This window comes from Oerskovia flava (assembly GCF_026163685.1).
Classification (GTDB): domain Bacteria; phylum Actinomycetota; class Actinomycetes; order Actinomycetales; family Cellulomonadaceae; genus Oerskovia_A; species Oerskovia_A flava.
The window spans coordinates 22,873-37,222 of record NZ_JAOXSR010000016.1 but is presented as its reverse complement, the minus strand read 5'-3'; the positions used below and the strand labels follow the sequence as shown (position 1 = coordinate 37,222).

Here is a 14,350-nt window from a genome sequence, read left to right as displayed (position 1 = left end):
GCCGACGCCGACGCACGCCTCACCCGCGCCCGCACCCAGACCCCGGGCCTCATCGTCCCCTAGCACCCCGCCGAACAGGCGGTTTCCCGGCACCCACACGACATCGTGCCGAGAAACCGCCTGTTCGCCGTTGCGAGGGGTTGCTCAGGGCTGGCGGGCGACGTCGAGAGCCCAGGCCACGAGCGGGACCTGCAGCGGGAGCCGAGCCCACGCGACGGCCGGTCGCCGGGCCCAGGCGCGAGCGCCGGGACGCGCGTCGAGGGCCATCTTCACGTTGCCGGGGAAGACGCCGACGAGGAGCGCGGCGCTCGCGACACCCCCGGCGCGGCGTGTTCCCGGGCTCACGAGGGCTGCCGCGCACGCGAGCTCGGCGACTCCGCTCGCGACGACCCAGGTCCCGGGTGACCCCAGCACGTCGGGGATGAGCGGCTCGAACACCCGCGGCCGCACGAGGTGCAGCACGCCGGAGCTGCCGAGCAGCGACGCGAGCAAGAGCGGTGAAGCGGCACGCCAGGAGACCATCCGCCGAGGCTACCGCCACTCACCCTCCGTGCCTTCGCGGAGGAGTCGTCGGAGCGTCGAACGCCACTGGAGACGACGAAGCCCGGCGCCCGCGTGTGCGGGTGCCGGGCTCGTCGTCGACTGCTCAGGGCACCGTGGCCGGCCTGTGACGGTGTGTCAGTGGGCGTGCTGTCCGCGGGAGAACTCGAAGACCCATCCGATGAGGGAGACGACTCCGAGTGCGACGCCGATGTAGACGATCCACCACCCGGCAGCGAGGCCGAGGAAGACGACGGCTGCAGAGCCACCGATCGCCAAGGGCCACCAGCTCCACGGCGCGTACACACCCTGGTCACCGGCGCCCTGCTCGATGAGGCCGTCCGGGTCGTCCTCCGGACGGGCGTCGATCCGCTTCGCCGTCAGGGCGAGGTAGCCACCGATCATGGCGACCAGCGCGGCGGTGAGGAGGATGGAGACGGACCCGACGGGCTCCCACCCGCTCCAGAAGCCGTAGACGAGGCCGGCGGCAACGAAGAACGGCGTGCCGTAGAGGAAGAGCTTGTACTCGATCTTCACTTGTCGCCCTCGCTCTCGCGCTCCGCGTCGGGGCGCGGCTCTTCGATGATCGTCGTCGTGGTGGAGGCGCTGCCCTCCGCGGTGCCTGCTGCCCGGTCGACGGCCACCTCGGTCTCACCGCGCCGGTCGGCCTCGCCGTAGATGCGGTCGAGGACGTTCGGGTTCGGCTCCGGGTGGTCCATCGCCGCGACCTCGGGGTGGTGCAGGTCGAACGCTGGGCCCTCGGAACGGATCCGCGGCAGCGACGTGAAGTTGTGCCGCGGCGGCGGGCAGGACGTCGCCCACTCGAGCGAGCGGCCGTAGCCCCACGGGTCGTCGACCGTGACCTTCGGCGCGTTGCGCCAGGTGGTGTAGACGTTCCAGAGGAACGGCAGGGTCGACGCGGCGAGGATGAATGCACCGACCGTCGAGACCTGGTTCTGCCAGGTGAAGCCGTCGCTCTCCATGTAGTCCGCGTAGCGGCGCGCCATGCCGTCGACACCCAGCCAGTGCTGGATGAGGAACGTCGTGTGGAAGCCGATGAACAACAGCCAGAAGTGCCACTTGCCGAGCCGCTCGTTGAGCATCCGTCCGGTGAACTTGGGCCACCAGAAGTAGAAGCCGGCGAACATCGCGAACACCACGGTGCCGAAGACCACGTAGTGGAAGTGGGCGACCACGAAGTAGGAGTCCGAGAGCGCGAAGTCCAGCGCGGGGCTCGACAGGATGACACCGGTCAGGCCACCGAAGAGGAACGTGATGAGGAAGCCGATGGACCAGAGCATCGGAGTCTCGAAGGTGAGTTTCCCTCGCCACATCGTGCCGATCCAGTTGAAGAACTTCACGCCCGTCGGTACCGCGATGAGCATCGTCATGAACGCGAAGAACGGGAGCAGGACCGCGCCGGTGACGTACATGTGGTGGGCCCACACGGTGATCGACAGGGCGGCGATCGCGATCGTCGCGTAGACGAGGCCCTTGTACCCGAAGATCGGCTTGCGGCTGAAGACGGGGAAGATCTCGGAGACGATGCCGAAGAACGGCAGCGCGATGATGTAGACCTCGGGGTGCCCGAAGAACCAGAACAGGTGCTGCCAGAGGATGGCACCGCCGTTCTCCGGGTTGAAGATCTGGGCGCCGAGTCGTCGGTCGGCGCCGAGCGCGAAGAGCGCGGAGGCCAGCGGCGGGAACGCCATGAGCACGAGCAGGCTCGTCACGAGGGTGTTCCACGTGAAGATCGGCATCCGGAACATGGTCATGCCCGGGGCGCGCATCGTGATGATCGTGGTGATGAAGTTGACCGCGCCGAGGATCGTGCCGAACCCGGCGAGCGCGAGCCCGAACACCCAGAGATCTCCACCGAGCCCTGGACTGAAGGTCGTGCTCGACAGCGGTGCGTAGGCGAACCAGCCGAACGACGCGGCGCCCTGCGGCGTGAAGAAGCCTGCGGAGGCGATGAGCCCGCCGAACAGGTACAGCCAGTAGGCGAACATGTTCAGTCGCGGGAACGCGACGTCGGGTGCCCCGATCTGCAGCGGCATGATGACGTTGGCGAAGCCGGCGAACAGCGGCGTCGCGAACAGCAGCAGCATGATCGTGCCGTGCATCGTGAAGAGCTGGTTGTACTGCTCCTTGCTCTGCACGATCTGCAGGCCGGGCTCGAAGAGCTCGGCGCGGATCACGAGGGCCATGAGGCCGCCGATGCAGAAGAAGATGAACGACGTGATCAGGTACATGTACCCGATCGTCTTGTGGTCGGTCGACGTGACCCACTTGATGACGGTCCGCCCGAACCTCTGACGCTGGGGGGCGAGACCGGGGACGGTCTCGGTCTGGGCGCCCATCAGTTCTCGTCCTCCGTGGTCGTGGTCGTGCCTGAGTTCGGGCTCTGGAGCCGGTTGAGGTCCAGCCCGAGCTCACCGGTCTGCCCCTTGGCCCGCAGCTCGTCCATCTGCGCGTCGTACTCCTCCTGGGAGACGACCGCGACGTTGAAGAGCATGCCCGAGTGGTGCTCGCCGCAGAGCTCGGCGCACTTGCCGGCGTACACGCCCTCGCGGGTGGGCGTCACCTGGAAGTAGTTCGTGCGGTGCGGGATCATGTCCTGCTTGTACAGGAACGCCGGGATCCAGAACGAGTGGATGACGTCGCGCGAGTCGAGCTGGAAGCGCACCGTCTGGTCGACCGGGAGGTACAGCGTCGGCAGCGACGTGGCCGTACCGGGCTGCCCGTCGATCGTGTCCGCCTCGCCCAGGGCGCCGGGGTCGTTGATCTGCTGCCCCGTCTCGTAGACGTCGTCGTCCAGGTAGTTGAAGTCCCAGCTCCACTGCTTGCCGACGACCTGGATGTTGAGGTCGGGCTCCGCAGTGGTGTCCTGGATCGCTTCCATGTCACGTGCGGTGTAGTAGAACAGCACGAGCACCATGATGATCGGCACCGCGGTGTACATGATCTCGAGCGGCAGGTGGTAGCGCGTCTGCACGGGCAGGACGTGGTCGTCCTTGCGCTTGCGGTAGGCGGCCACGCACCACAGGATCAGGCCCCACGTGATGATGCCGACGATGAGGGCAGCGATCCACGAGCCGTTCCACAACGACGTGATGCGCGCGGTCTGGTTGGTCACCTCCCCGTCGGTGTAACCGGGCAGGAACCCGCGCTGGACGGTTTCGGTGGCACAGCCGGAGGCCAGCACTGCGACGGCGCCGGCAAGTGCCGTCGCCCGCAGGATGGTTCGCCGTGTGCGGCTAGGGGGTTGCGAGTGCAAGGGGGGCCTTTCACGTCACGTCCTGACCCAGGTACCCGCTCTTCTCCACGGGTCCCGCGCAGAACCTTCGTCCTCGACACACGAAGCCTAGCGCGGGATTCGCCCCGGCGATGCCGCAGGCACGCCCTTCGGGCACGGATCCGCGCGCCTCGACCGGGGGCGGCCCACCTCTTCGGCACAACCCGATCGCGTCTGTCATCTCCCTCCTGCTCGGCAGACCGTCCGTGGCCCCGAGGACGGCCGACCGATACGGTGCTACCCAGGGACATCGCGTCTGCTGCACCCGCACGCGCACAACAAAAGCGCGTCACCGCGCGGGGATCAGGCTGCGCCGCTCCGGCCCCGGAACCCGCCGCGGTGCACCGGTTGCACGACGGACCCCGGCTCAGGAGGACATGTGACGGACACCACCGCCCCGATGCGGACATATCTCGACAACGGTGGACGTGCGAGGCTGCACCCGCTCGCGCGACAGGCGTTCGAGCAGGCGCTCGGGGACGGCTGGGCGGACCCGCGACGCCTGCACACCGAGGGTCGGCGCGCGGCCGCGCTCCTGGACGGCGCCCGGGAGGCGATCGCCGCCGTGATCGGCGCGCGGACCGAGGAGGTACACCTCTCCGGCTCCCACACGACCGCGCTGCACCACGCGGTCACCGCCGTCCGCCGCGGCCGGGCTCGCGTCGGCGACCGGGTGGTCGCCTCGGCGGTCGAGCGTGCGGCGGTGCTGCACGCGGCGTCCGTGCCCGACGGCGGCGCGCCCGCGGGTGCGCTGGTCACCGTGGACGTGGATCACCTCGGCCGGGTCGACCTGGCGGCGATGCAGGCGGCGATCACCGTACCGGGCACGGCTCTCGCCGTCCTCCAGCACGCGAACGGTGAGGTGGGCACGCTGCAGCCCGTGGAGTCGGTGCACGAGCACGCCCGCGCCGCCGGGGTGCCGCTCCTGGTCGACGCCGGGGCGAGCGCCGGCCACGTGCCCCTGCCCGACGCGTGGGACGCCCTGGCGCTCGATCCGGGCGACTGGGGCGGGCCGGCGGGGGTCGGTGTGCTGGCCGTGCGCAACCGGGTGCGGTGGCGGGCGACCTGGCCGGAGGATCCCGACCCGTGGTTCCCCGGCGGGGTGAGCGTCCCGGCGGCCTTCGCCGCGGCCGTGAGCCTGCAGGCGACGACCCAGGACCGCGACGTCGAGGACCGGCGGCGGCGCGACCTCGTCGACCGGGTGCGGGCCGAGGTCGCCCGCATCCCCGACGTCGAGGTGGTGGGTGACCCGGCCGACCGCCTGCCGCACGTCCTGACGTTCTCGTTCCTGTACGTCGACGGCGAGGCGCTCCTCACCGAGCTCGACCGGGCGGGCTTCGCCGTGGGCTCCGGCTCGGCGTGCACGTCGAGCTCGCTGGAGCCGTCGCACGTGCTCGGCGCGATGGGCGTGCTCACGCACGGGAACGTCCGGATCGCGCTCGACCGGTCGACCACCGCGCAGGACGTGGAGCGCTTCCTCGCGGTGCTCCCGGGAGCGGTCGCCCGCGTGCGGGACCTGCTCGGCGTCGAGGGGTTGTGAACGGCCGATGAGCGAGCCGGACCCGGGAGCGGTCGTCGACGCCCGCGGGCTGCGCTGCCCGCTCCCGGTGATCCGGCTCGCAGCGGCGGCGCGGGTCGCTCCGGCAGGGTCGGTGCTCACCGTGCTCTCGACGGACCCGGCCGCCCGGCACGACGTGCCGGCGTGGGCGCGGATGCGGGGTCACACCACGCTGAGCACCGAGGAGCGGGATGACCCGGCGGGCACCCGCACCTGGGCGATCACGGTGCGGCTGGCTGCCTGAGGCTCGCCGACGGGCCTCAGGCGGCCGGCCCTGGCACGACGAAGGCCCGGCCGTCCGGCCGGGCCTTCGAGGAAGGTTCCCGGTGCCCCACGACGGTGGGTCACCGGTGACGAGCAGCGTGCCTCGTCAGCTGAACGAGCCGCCGCACGCGCAGGCGCTGCCCGCGTTGGGGTTGTCGATCGTGAAGCCCTGCTTCTCGATCGTGTCGGCGAAGTCGATCGTGGCGCCGTCGAGGTAGGGGACGCTCATCTTGTCGACGACGACCTCGACGCCGTCGTAGTCCTTGAGGACGTCGCCGTCGAGGACCCGCTCGTCGAAGTAGAGCTGGTAGATCAGGCCGGAACAGCCGCCGGGCTGCACGGCGACGCGCAGGCGCAGGTCGTCGCGACCCTCCTGCTCGAGGAGGCTACGGATCTTGTCGGCTGCGAAGTCCGTCAGCACGACGCCGTGGGTGGCAGTCTCGGTGGTCTCGCTCATCGTTGTCTCCGCACAGTCTTCGGCGGGCTCTCGCCCCGTGTCTGGGCGGTGCGCGGACGCGTGAGCGCCGCGCACCTCTCGCACCCTGCTGAACACAGCCGGTACGCGTTGTGTTCCCGAGTCTACGACCCGCTGCGACGGGAACCGCTACGGGGTCCAGGTCCGCGCGACGCGGGCGACCCGCCCGGCGAGGTCGGCGGTGGGATCGCCGGGAAGCTCGTAGACGCCGCTCGCCCCCGCCGCGGACCACTCGCGACGACCCGCCTGCGCCTGGCGGGCGAGCACGACGAGGGGCGCGCCGACACCCGCGGCGTGCCGGGAGAGCTCCGGGACGAGCCCGCCGTGCAGCTCGTGCCCGTCGAGCGTGTCGACCACGGCGACCACGAGGTCGGCGCCCGTGACCTGCTCCGCCAGCCCGACGGCGTCGGCCACCACGCGCAGACCCGGCAGCAGCCGGCCGCCCAGCGCCGCGACGGCGAAGCCGAGCCCACCCCCGGAGCCCGCGCCCGGCAGGGCGGTGAGCGACCGTTCGAGGGCCCGCGGACCCCCTCCCCCGGGCTCGGCGAGCAGCGAAGGCCGGGACCCCGCGGCGAGCGCCCGGGCGACGAGGTGCGCGTAGTGGCCGGTCGCGCGCTCGAGGTCCTGGGCGACGGCGTCCGTCACGTCCGGGCCGCGCAGCGCCGCGCTCGCGCCGTGCAGGCCGAGCAGAGGGAGGTCGTCGTCGGTGGCGGCGACCAGGTCGACCCCGGCGACCAGGTCTCGCGCGCGGTGCAGAACGTCCAGGTCGCCCGCCGTCAGATCGGCGAGCCCACGTGCCCCGCGCGTCAACGGGCCGAGGTCCGCGCCGACCGTCCCCTCCGGCACCCCCGCCGCGGCCACGCCTGCGATCAGCCCTGCTCCGGCGTCGTGCACCCCCGACCCCGAGCCGGTCCCGCCGGTGGCGAGCACGACCCTCCCGCCCGGTCCGGCGGCGCGGACACCCGCGGCCAGCAGCTCGCCGACGCCCACGCTCGAGGCGTCCCACCGGTCTCCCCCGGCAGGTGCGGGGCCGACGGCGCGGCCTGCGTCGAGATAGGCCGTCCGGGTGCCGCCCGGGCCGTCGTGCCCTGCGAGTCGGATGCTCACGGGGACCGGTGACCCGTCCGCGCCGCGCACGGTCACCCCGACGACGTCAGGCGCGGCGTGCGCGAGCGCGTCGAGGAACCCGGGTCCGGGGCCCGCGAGCTCGACCGACGACGTCTGCGCCCGGGGGGCGGCAGCGCTCCACCAGCGGGCGAACGTCGCCGCCACGGCGGTCACGCCCGGGGCGAGGAGGGGCAGGGGGCCGGCCGCGGCGACGAGGACTCGCATGGCGCGATTGTCGCAGGGCGACAGGTGCCGACGGTCCACGTCCGTCCGGTGCATCGTTGTGGGACGATGTTGTGCGTGAGCACCCTGCTGGACAACGCCTCGTCGGGCCGCGACTTCGCCGAGCCCGCCCCCTCCGCCCTCCTGCTGCTCGGGCAGGGCCGCGACCTCGCGTCCGAGCGCGGTGTGGAGTGCGTGGGCGAGCTGCCCTCGCCGAGCGACCCCGACCTCGTGGAACGTGCCCGCGCGGCCCGCGCCGCGCTGGGTGAGCGGGCCTTCCTCCTCGGGCACCACTACCAGCGCGACGAGGTCATCGACTTCGCCGACGTCACGGGCGACTCGTTCAAGCTGGCGCGCGAGGCCGCGGCCCGCCCGGAGGCGGAGTTCATCCTCTTCTGCGGTGTGCACTTCATGGCGGAGAGCGCCGACATCCTCACCTCGGACGCGCAGCAGGTCGTGCTGCCGGACCTCGCCGCGGGCTGCTCGATGGCGGACATGGCGGCCATCAACCAGGTCGAGGACGCGTGGGAGGCCCTGGAGGACGCGGGCGTCGCCGGCGACACCATCCCGGTGACGTACATGAACTCGTCGGCGGCCATCAAGGCGTTCACCGGCCGCCACGGCGGCACGGTGTGCACGTCGTCGAACGCGGAGGTCGCGCTGCGCTGGGCGTTCGACCAGGTGGGCGGCGTCGAGGGCACGGGCAAGGTCCTGTTCCTCCCCGACCAGCACCTGGGCCGCAACACCGCCGTGATGAAGCTCGCCATGTCCCTGGACGACTGCGTGGTGTTCGATCCTCGCAAGCCGCAGGGCGGGCTGACCGACGCCGAGCTCCGGGACGCCCGCATGATCCTGTGGCGCGGTCACTGCTCGGTCCACGGGCGCTTCTCGGAGCGCAACGTCTCCGACATCCGCGCCGCCGTGCCGGGGGTCAACGTCCTCGTGCACCCCGAGTGCAAGAACGAGGTCGTCACGGCCGCCGACTTCGTGGGCTCCACCGAGTACATCATCTCGATGCTCGAGGCCGCCGAGCCCGGGTCGGCGTGGGCGATCGGCACCGAGCTCAACCTCGTGCGCCGCGTCGCGCGCGCACACCCGGACAAGCAGGTGCACTACCTCGACTCCACCGTGTGCTTCTGCTCGACCATGAACCGCATCGACCTGCCGCACCTGGTGTGGGCGATGGAGTCCCTCGCCGCGGGTCGCGTGGTGAACAGGATCGTGGTGGATGCCGACGACGCCCACTGGGCGCGCGTCGCGCTCGACCAGATGCTGGCGCTCCCGGGGCTCTAGGCACGAGGTACGTATGGTCACCGGGAACGGGCTGAGCATCGGCATCTTCGTCTTCGACGAGGCGGAGGAGCTGGACGTCGCCGGTCCGTTCGAGGTGTTCGCGGCGTGGGCGCAGCGGTCCGCGCTCCACCCGCACCTGAGCACCTTCTCTTGGGACGGCGGCGGTGTGCGACTGGCCAAGGGCCTGCGCCTGGTCCCGGACAGGTCCGCGAACGACGTCGGCCCGTTGCACGTCCTGGTCTACCCCGGCGGCCACGGCACCCGGTCCCTGCTGGCCGACTCCGAGCACCTCGAGTGGCTGCGGGCGATGCGGGCGCAGACCCCGCTGCTGGCGAGCGTCTGCACGGGCGCCCTCGTGCTGGCCGCGGCCGGGCTCCTCGCGGGCAGACCCGCCACCACCCACTGGGACCACTACGACGAGCTCGCGCTCCTCGACCCGAGCGTCCTGATCGATACCGAGGCCCGGTTCGTCGACGACGGCGACGTGGTCACCTCGGCGGGCGTCGCCGCCGGCATCGACATGGCCCTGCACGTCGTCGCGCGCCTCGAGAGCACCGAGGTCGCCGACCTCGTGCGGCGCGACCTGCAGTACGAGCCGCCGGCGGGCCCCGGCGCCTGAGCGGGCGACGGCCCCGGTCGGACCTCCTGCCGCGCTCGCGTCAGTCCGTGGCGCGCGGCGCGTAGCGCCCCGAGCGGTGCGCCCAGACGTCGAACAGCACCGTGCAGAACGGCGGGACGGTCGCGGCGAGCGCGAGGAACGTCGTCCACAGCGACCACCGGACCCGGACGGCGACGAGCACCGCGAGGGCGACGTACACGAGCACGAGACCACCGTGCACGGGCCCGAAGATCTCGACCCCCAGCTCGGTCGTGCCGGCGACCCACTTGAGGTACATGCCGACGAGCAGGCCCGCCCAGGAGAAGGCCTCGGCGACAGCGACCGCGCGGAAGGCACGGACGGTCCAGTGCGGGCGGGGGCCGGGTGCGTCGGCGGAGGGGTTCGGTGCGGGTGCAGGCGCAGTTCTCGTCGTCACGCCGCGCATCCTCGCACAGCAGCCTGGAAGCGCTTCGCCCGAGATACCTAGTACCGCGCGTGCGCGGTAGTACGCTGCGACGATGGCCCGACAGATCCAGCTGACCATCGCCTCCACCCTGCCCCGCAAGGCCGTCCCCGGTCAGGGGGTCCTCGACGTGTCGGTGACCCGGATGCGCGTGCGCCCCGGCGACCTGGACTTCTACCTGCACGTGAACAACGGCACGTACCTGCAGATGATGGACGTCGCCCGCAGCAACTACATCGCCGACGTCGGCGGGTTCGGCCTGCTCAAGGACAGGGGCTGGTACCCGGTCGTGGCCGCCTCGACCATGAAGTACCGCCGTTCCCTGCAGCTGTGGGACCGGTTCGAGATCAGCACGCGGGTCCTGGGCTGGGACGAGCGCGTGGTGTACCTGGAGCAGGTCTTCACGCGCGGGGGCGACCTGTGCGCACGCGGCCTCGTCGCAGGCCGCTTCCTCGCCCGCAGCGGCGAGCGCGTCCCCGCCCCGGACGTCGTCAACCTGCTCGGCGACGTCGGAGAGTCCCCCCTCCTGCCGGACGACGTCACCCGCTGGGCCAGCGCGGTGGACGTGGCAGCTCGCTGAGCCTCCCCGCGTCAGCGCTCACCGAACCCCAGCCGGGCGAGCAGCAGCGCCTCGGCGAGCACCACCTTCTCGAGCTCGGCGAGGTGCACCGACTCGTTCGCGCCGTGCGCCCGGGAGTCCGGGTCCTCGACCCCCGTGACGAGGATCGACGCCTCGGGGAAGACCTCGAGCAGGTCGGCGATGAACGGGATCGACCCGCCGACGCCGATGTCGACCGGTGGCGTGCCCCACGACGTCTCGAAGGCCCAGCGTGCGGCCTGCATCGCGGCCGAGTCGCCGGGCGCCTGGAACGGCTTGCCCTGCTCGCCGTCGCGCACCGTGACACGGGCACCGAACGGGGCGTGGGCCTCGAGGTGCGCCCGCAGCGCCGTCATGGCGGCGGCGGGGTCCTGCCCGGGCGCCAGGCGCAGCGAGAGCTTGGCCGTCGCGGCCGGGACCAGGGTGTTCGAGGCGCGCGCGACGCTCGGTGCGTCGATGCCGATGACCGACAGCGCGGGCTTGGTCCACAGCCGCCCCGACAGGGTGCCGTCGCCCGCGAGCCGGACGCCGTCGAGGATGCCCGCGTCGGCCCGGAAGTCGGCCTCCGCGTAGTCGACCTCCGGCTCGTCGGCCGCGACGAGGCCTGCCACCGCCACGTTGCCGGCGTCGTCGTGCAGCGTCGTGATCAGGCGCGAGAGGAGCGTCAGGGCGTCGAGGACGGGACCACCGAACATCCCGGAGTGCACCGCGTGGTCGAGCACGGCGACCTCGACGTCGCAGTCCACGAGCCCGCGCAGCGACGTGGTCAGCGCCGGGACACCCACCTTCCAGTTCGTCGAGTCCGCCACGACGATGACGTCCGCGGCGAGCAGGTCACGGTGCTGGGTGAGGAACGGCAGGAAGCTCGGCGAGCCCACCTCCTCCTCCCCCTCGACGAACACCGTCACACCGACGCCGAGCTCGTCGCCGAGCGCCCGCAGCGCACCGACGTGAGCCACGACGCCCGCCTTGTCGTCGGCGGCGCCGCGCCCGTACAGGCGGCCGTCCCGCTCGACGGGCTCGAACGGGTCGCCGTCCCAGTCGGCGTCGTCCCCGGGCGGCTGGACGTCGTGGTGCGCATAGAGCAGCACGGTCGGTGCGCCCTCGGGCGCGGGGCGGCGAGCCACGACCGCCGGTGCGCCGAGCGGGCCGGCCACACCGGTGGCGTGCAGGATCTGCACCTCGGGCATGCCGGCGTCGCGCAGGAGCGCGGCGACGGCGTCGGCGCTCGCCGCGACGTGCGCCTGGTCGAACGCCGCGTTGGAGACGCTCGGGATGCGCACGAGGGCCTCGAGGTCGGCGCGCAGCGCGGGGAAGAGTCCTGCGACGGTCTCGCGCAGGTGGGCGACGTCGTCGGGTACGGGAGATGTGTTCGCGGTAGTCACACACCGCACGCTACCGGCAGCCTGGGAGGGCGTTCCGCGAGCACCGGCGGCTCGACTACCCTAGGAGGGTGTTCTCCCGCAACAAGTCTGCCGCCACGTCCAGCACGCCGGACGGGGGCCCTGTCGACCCCGTCGAGGCCGCCGCCGAGATCGAGCGCACCGGCAAGGGTCGCCCGACGCCCAAGCGCAAGGTCTCCGAGGCTGCGAACAAGCGTCCGCTCGTGCCGAACGACCGGCGTGCGGCCGCGAAGGCTGCCCGGCTCAAGCAGCGGGAGGCCCGCGAGCGCCAGTACCAGGCGATGCAGACCGGCGACGAGCGCTACTTGCCGCCCCGCGACAAGGGACCGGTCAAGCGCTACGTGCGCGACCACGTCGACGCGCGGTGGAACCTCGGCGAGTTCTTCCTGCCGATCGCGCTCGTGTTCATCGTCCTGACGTTCCTCACGAGCCAGGCTCCCGACCTCGCGTTCACGGTCGTCCTGCTGCTGTACGGGATCGTCGTCCTGACGATCATCGACGCATTCATCATGTGGCGTGGGCTGCGGCGGCGCCTCGTCGCCAAGTTCGGCGAGATCCCCAAGGGCACGGTGATGTACGCGGTGATGCGTGCCTTCCAGCTCCGCCGGGCGCGCCTGCCCAAGCCCACGCACAAGAAGCACGGCACCTACCCCGAGTAACGGTCACGACCGTCCGGTAGGTATTGTCGGCAGATGCCCAACTACCGCTACCTCGGCAACTCCGGCCTCAAGATCTCCGAGATCACCTACGGCAACTGGCTCACCCACGGCTCCCAGGTCGAGAACGACGTCGCCACGCAGTGCGTGCACGCCGCCCTGGACGCCGGCATCAGCACGTTCGACACCGCAGACGTCTACGCGAACACCAAGGCGGAGCAGGTCCTCGGCGACGCCCTGAAGGGTCAGCGCCGCGAGTCCCTCGAGATCTTCACGAAGGTCTACTGGCCGACCGGCCCTGGCGGCCCCAACGACTCCGGGCTGTCCCGCAAGCACATCATGGAGTCGATCGACGGCTCGCTGCGCCGTCTCGGCACCGACTACGTCGACCTCTACCAGGCGCACCGCTTCGACACCGAGACGCCGCTCGTCGAGACCATGCAGGCGTTCGCCGACATCGTGCGCCAGGGCAAGGCCCTGTACATCGGGGTGTCCGAGTGGACGGCCGACCAGATCCGCGCGGGGCACGCCCTCGCCCAGGACCTCGGCTTCCAGCTCATCTCCTCCCAGCCCCAGTACTCGATGCTGTGGCGTGTCATCGAGGACGAGGTCGTCCCGACCTCGCGCGAGCTGGGCCTGTCGCAGATCGTGTGGTCCCCGATGGCGCAGGGCGTGCTCTCGGGCAAGTACCTGCCGGGCCAGGACGCCCCGGCCGGGTCCCGTGCCGCGGACGCCAAGGCCGGCCGCGGGGGCATCTCCCAGTTCATGTCCGACGACGTCCTGACGCGGGTGCAGCAGCTGCGGCCGGTCGCCGACGAGCTCGACCTGACGATGGCGCAGCTCGCGGTGGCCTGGGTGCTGCAGAACGACAACGTGGCGGCCGCCCTCGTCGGGGCCTCCCGTCCCGAGCAGGTCGCGGAGAACGTCGCGGCCGCGGGGGTCGTCATCCCCGGCGAGCTGATGGCGCGGATCGACGAGATCCTCGGCGACGTGGTCGTGCGCGACCCGGCCAAGACGGCCGAGACGGCCCCGCAGAAGCGCCCGTCCTGACGTCGACGCACGACGCCCGTGCCGCGGCGACCTGCGGGTCGCCCGGCACGGGCGGGTGCGTCGCCGGCAGCGTCACGAGCCGGGGCGCCGCGACCTGCACCACGGCGCCGACACCGAGCGCGTAGAGCACGGTCGCCCACCCCAGGGTCCCGCCCAGCACCCACCCCGCGGCGACGACGCCGATCTCGATCGACGTCTTCACGACCCGGACGGACCATCCCGTGCGAGCCACCAGACCGGTCATCAGTCCGTCGCGCGGCCCGGGTCCCAGACGGGTGCCCAGGTAGGCCGCGGTCGCGACCCCGTTGAGGACGACGGCAGCGACGGCGAGCGCCACCCGCACCGCGACGGACGGGTCCGGGAGCCACGCGGCGAGGAGGGCGATGCTCGGGTCGAGGACGACACCGATGACGACGACGTTCGCGACCGTCCCGACGCCGGGTCGCTGGCGCAGCGGGATCCACGCGAGCAGCACCACGACGCTCGCGAGCACGACGACGAGACCGAGCGAGAGGTCGGTCCGACGCGCGATCCCCTGGTGCAGGACGTCCCACGGCATCGCGCCCTGCCCGGCATGCACGAGCATCGCCATGGAGAACGCGTACGCCGCCAGCCCGGCGACGAGCTGGGTGGTGCGTCGCGCGGGCCGCCCGCGCGTCACAGTCCGTCCGTCCAGTCGTGGCGCGCGGGCGGCGGCGGGCGGTGCCCACGGCCGTCGCGGCGGACGACGACCGCGAGGCAGGTCGTCAGGGCGACGACGGAGAGCAGCAGGAGCAGCGTGAGAGCGAGGTTCGGTGGCACGCGATCAGCCTGCCCGCCGATTGGCCT

General features: G+C 72.0%; 17 protein-coding genes. 7 read left to right on the top strand and 10 right to left on the bottom strand.

From position 1 onward, the window contains the following. Positions 1-144: 144 nt before the first annotated feature. The 4 genes from OHL10_RS18370 to ctaC form a co-directional block, all read right to left on the bottom strand. Positions 145-522 carry a DoxX family protein gene (locus OHL10_RS18370; protein WP_265523700.1) on the bottom strand — a complete coding sequence of 126 codons (378 nt, stop codon included), beginning with the start codon at positions 520-522 and terminating at the stop codon, positions 145-147. Positions 523-678: 156 nt separating this feature from the next. Further along, positions 679-1,077, bottom strand: coding sequence for a cytochrome c oxidase subunit 4 (locus OHL10_RS18365; protein WP_265523699.1), 399 nt, complete (start codon positions 1,075-1,077; stop codon positions 679-681). Next, the gene (ctaD, locus tag OHL10_RS18360; RefSeq protein ID WP_265523698.1) at positions 1,074-2,900 is read right to left on the bottom strand and encodes an aa3-type cytochrome oxidase subunit I; all 1,827 of its coding nucleotides are present in this window, start codon (positions 2,898-2,900) and stop codon (positions 1,074-1,076) included. The genes OHL10_RS18365 and ctaD overlap by 4 nt, the downstream gene beginning before the upstream one ends. Continuing rightward, positions 2,900-3,817, bottom strand: a complete 918-nt coding sequence (gene ctaC / locus OHL10_RS18355; protein ID WP_265523697.1) for an aa3-type cytochrome oxidase subunit II — start codon at positions 3,815-3,817, stop codon at positions 2,900-2,902. The genes ctaD and ctaC overlap by 1 nt, the downstream gene beginning before the upstream one ends. 397 nt (positions 3,818-4,214) lie before the next feature. Here ctaC and OHL10_RS18350 point away from each other — a divergent pair, with 397 nt between their 5' ends. Further along, on the top strand, positions 4,215-5,375 hold the full coding sequence (locus OHL10_RS18350; RefSeq protein ID WP_265523696.1) for a cysteine desulfurase family protein: 1,161 nt from the start codon (positions 4,215-4,217) through the stop codon (positions 5,373-5,375). 7 nt (positions 5,376-5,382) lie between these two features. Next, positions 5,383-5,637 (top strand): sulfurtransferase TusA family protein, encoded by a 255-nt coding sequence (locus OHL10_RS18345; RefSeq protein WP_265523695.1) that lies wholly within the window; start codon positions 5,383-5,385, stop codon positions 5,635-5,637. 126 nt (positions 5,638-5,763) lie between these two features. Here the strand turns inward: OHL10_RS18345 and erpA are convergent, their stop codons facing one another. Both erpA and OHL10_RS18335 read right to left on the bottom strand, forming a co-directional pair. Further along, positions 5,764-6,114 carry an iron-sulfur cluster insertion protein ErpA gene (gene erpA, locus OHL10_RS18340; RefSeq protein WP_265523694.1) on the bottom strand — a complete coding sequence of 117 codons (351 nt, stop codon included), beginning with the start codon at positions 6,112-6,114 and terminating at the stop codon, positions 5,764-5,766. A gap of 147 nt (positions 6,115-6,261) precedes the next feature. Then, on the bottom strand, positions 6,262-7,464 hold the full coding sequence (locus OHL10_RS18335; RefSeq protein WP_265523693.1) for a glycerate kinase: 1,203 nt from the start codon (positions 7,462-7,464) through the stop codon (positions 6,262-6,264). Positions 7,465-7,530: 66 nt separating this feature from the next. Between OHL10_RS18335 and nadA the strand changes: the two genes are divergently transcribed. Together nadA and OHL10_RS18325 are read left to right on the top strand one after the other, a co-directional pair. Continuing rightward, positions 7,531-8,754 (top strand): quinolinate synthase NadA, encoded by a 1,224-nt coding sequence (gene nadA, locus OHL10_RS18330; protein WP_265523692.1) that lies wholly within the window; start codon positions 7,531-7,533, stop codon positions 8,752-8,754. A 13-nt stretch (positions 8,755-8,767) separates the two neighbouring features. Next, on the top strand, positions 8,768-9,373 hold the full coding sequence (locus OHL10_RS18325) for a DJ-1/PfpI family protein (RefSeq protein WP_265523691.1): 606 nt from the start codon (positions 8,768-8,770) through the stop codon (positions 9,371-9,373). A gap of 40 nt (positions 9,374-9,413) precedes the next feature. Here the strand turns inward: OHL10_RS18325 and OHL10_RS18320 are convergent, their stop codons facing one another. Next, positions 9,414-9,788 carry a DUF3817 domain-containing protein gene (locus tag OHL10_RS18320; protein ID WP_265523690.1) on the bottom strand — a complete coding sequence of 125 codons (375 nt, stop codon included), beginning with the start codon at positions 9,786-9,788 and terminating at the stop codon, positions 9,414-9,416. A gap of 82 nt (positions 9,789-9,870) precedes the next feature. Here OHL10_RS18320 and OHL10_RS18315 point away from each other — a divergent pair, with 82 nt between their 5' ends. Continuing rightward, positions 9,871-10,395 (top strand): acyl-CoA thioesterase, encoded by a 525-nt coding sequence (locus OHL10_RS18315; RefSeq protein WP_265523689.1) that lies wholly within the window; start codon positions 9,871-9,873, stop codon positions 10,393-10,395. A gap of 11 nt (positions 10,396-10,406) precedes the next feature. On the opposite strand, the gene OHL10_RS18310 is transcribed toward OHL10_RS18315, so the two are convergent. Further along, positions 10,407-11,798: a dipeptidase gene (locus tag OHL10_RS18310; protein ID WP_425499036.1), complete on the bottom strand. Its 1,392-nt coding sequence runs from the start codon at positions 11,796-11,798 to the stop codon at positions 10,407-10,409. A 68-nt stretch (positions 11,799-11,866) separates the two neighbouring features. Here OHL10_RS18310 and OHL10_RS18305 point away from each other — a divergent pair, with 68 nt between their 5' ends. Next, positions 11,867-12,475, top strand: a complete 609-nt coding sequence (locus OHL10_RS18305) for a DUF3043 domain-containing protein (RefSeq protein ID WP_265523688.1) — start codon at positions 11,867-11,869, stop codon at positions 12,473-12,475. 33 nt (positions 12,476-12,508) lie between these two features. Next, positions 12,509-13,522 carry an aldo/keto reductase family protein gene (locus OHL10_RS18300; protein ID WP_265523687.1) on the top strand — a complete coding sequence of 338 codons (1,014 nt, stop codon included), beginning with the start codon at positions 12,509-12,511 and terminating at the stop codon, positions 13,520-13,522. Here OHL10_RS18300 and yczE read toward each other — a convergent pair. Further along, positions 13,416-14,183 carry a membrane protein YczE gene (gene yczE, locus OHL10_RS18295; RefSeq protein WP_322645592.1) on the bottom strand — a complete coding sequence of 256 codons (768 nt, stop codon included), beginning with the start codon at positions 14,181-14,183 and terminating at the stop codon, positions 13,416-13,418. The two genes, OHL10_RS18300 and yczE, sit on opposite strands and share 107 nt — an antisense overlap. Beyond that, positions 14,180-14,323 carry a hypothetical protein gene (locus tag OHL10_RS18290; RefSeq protein WP_265523686.1) on the bottom strand — a complete coding sequence of 48 codons (144 nt, stop codon included), beginning with the start codon at positions 14,321-14,323 and terminating at the stop codon, positions 14,180-14,182. The genes yczE and OHL10_RS18290 overlap by 4 nt, the downstream gene beginning before the upstream one ends. Positions 14,324-14,350 lie beyond the last annotated feature (27 nt).

What these genes read in the sequence shown, in the direction of transcription:
- OHL10_RS18300 (WP_265523687.1), top strand. Translation starts at nt 12,509, where the DNA reads ATGCCCAACTACCGCTACCTCGGCAACTCCGGCCTCAAGATCTCCGAG.
- OHL10_RS18370 (WP_265523700.1), bottom strand. Translation starts at nt 522, where the DNA reads ATGGTCTCCTGGCGTGCCGCTTCACCGCTCTTGCTCGCGTCGCTGCTC.
- OHL10_RS18325 (WP_265523691.1), top strand. Translation starts at nt 8,768, where the DNA reads ATGGTCACCGGGAACGGGCTGAGCATCGGCATCTTCGTCTTCGACGAG.
- nadA (WP_265523692.1), top strand. Translation starts at nt 7,531, where the DNA reads ATGTTGTGCGTGAGCACCCTGCTGGACAACGCCTCGTCGGGCCGCGAC.
- OHL10_RS18335 (WP_265523693.1), bottom strand. Translation starts at nt 7,464, where the DNA reads ATGCGAGTCCTCGTCGCCGCGGCCGGCCCCCTGCCCCTCCTCGCCCCG.
- erpA (WP_265523694.1), bottom strand. Translation starts at nt 6,114, where the DNA reads ATGAGCGAGACCACCGAGACTGCCACCCACGGCGTCGTGCTGACGGAC.
- OHL10_RS18345 (WP_265523695.1), top strand. Translation starts at nt 5,383, where the DNA reads ATGAGCGAGCCGGACCCGGGAGCGGTCGTCGACGCCCGCGGGCTGCGC.
- OHL10_RS18315 (WP_265523689.1), top strand. Translation starts at nt 9,871, where the DNA reads ATGGCCCGACAGATCCAGCTGACCATCGCCTCCACCCTGCCCCGCAAG.
- ctaD (WP_265523698.1), bottom strand. Translation starts at nt 2,900, where the DNA reads ATGGGCGCCCAGACCGAGACCGTCCCCGGTCTCGCCCCCCAGCGTCAG.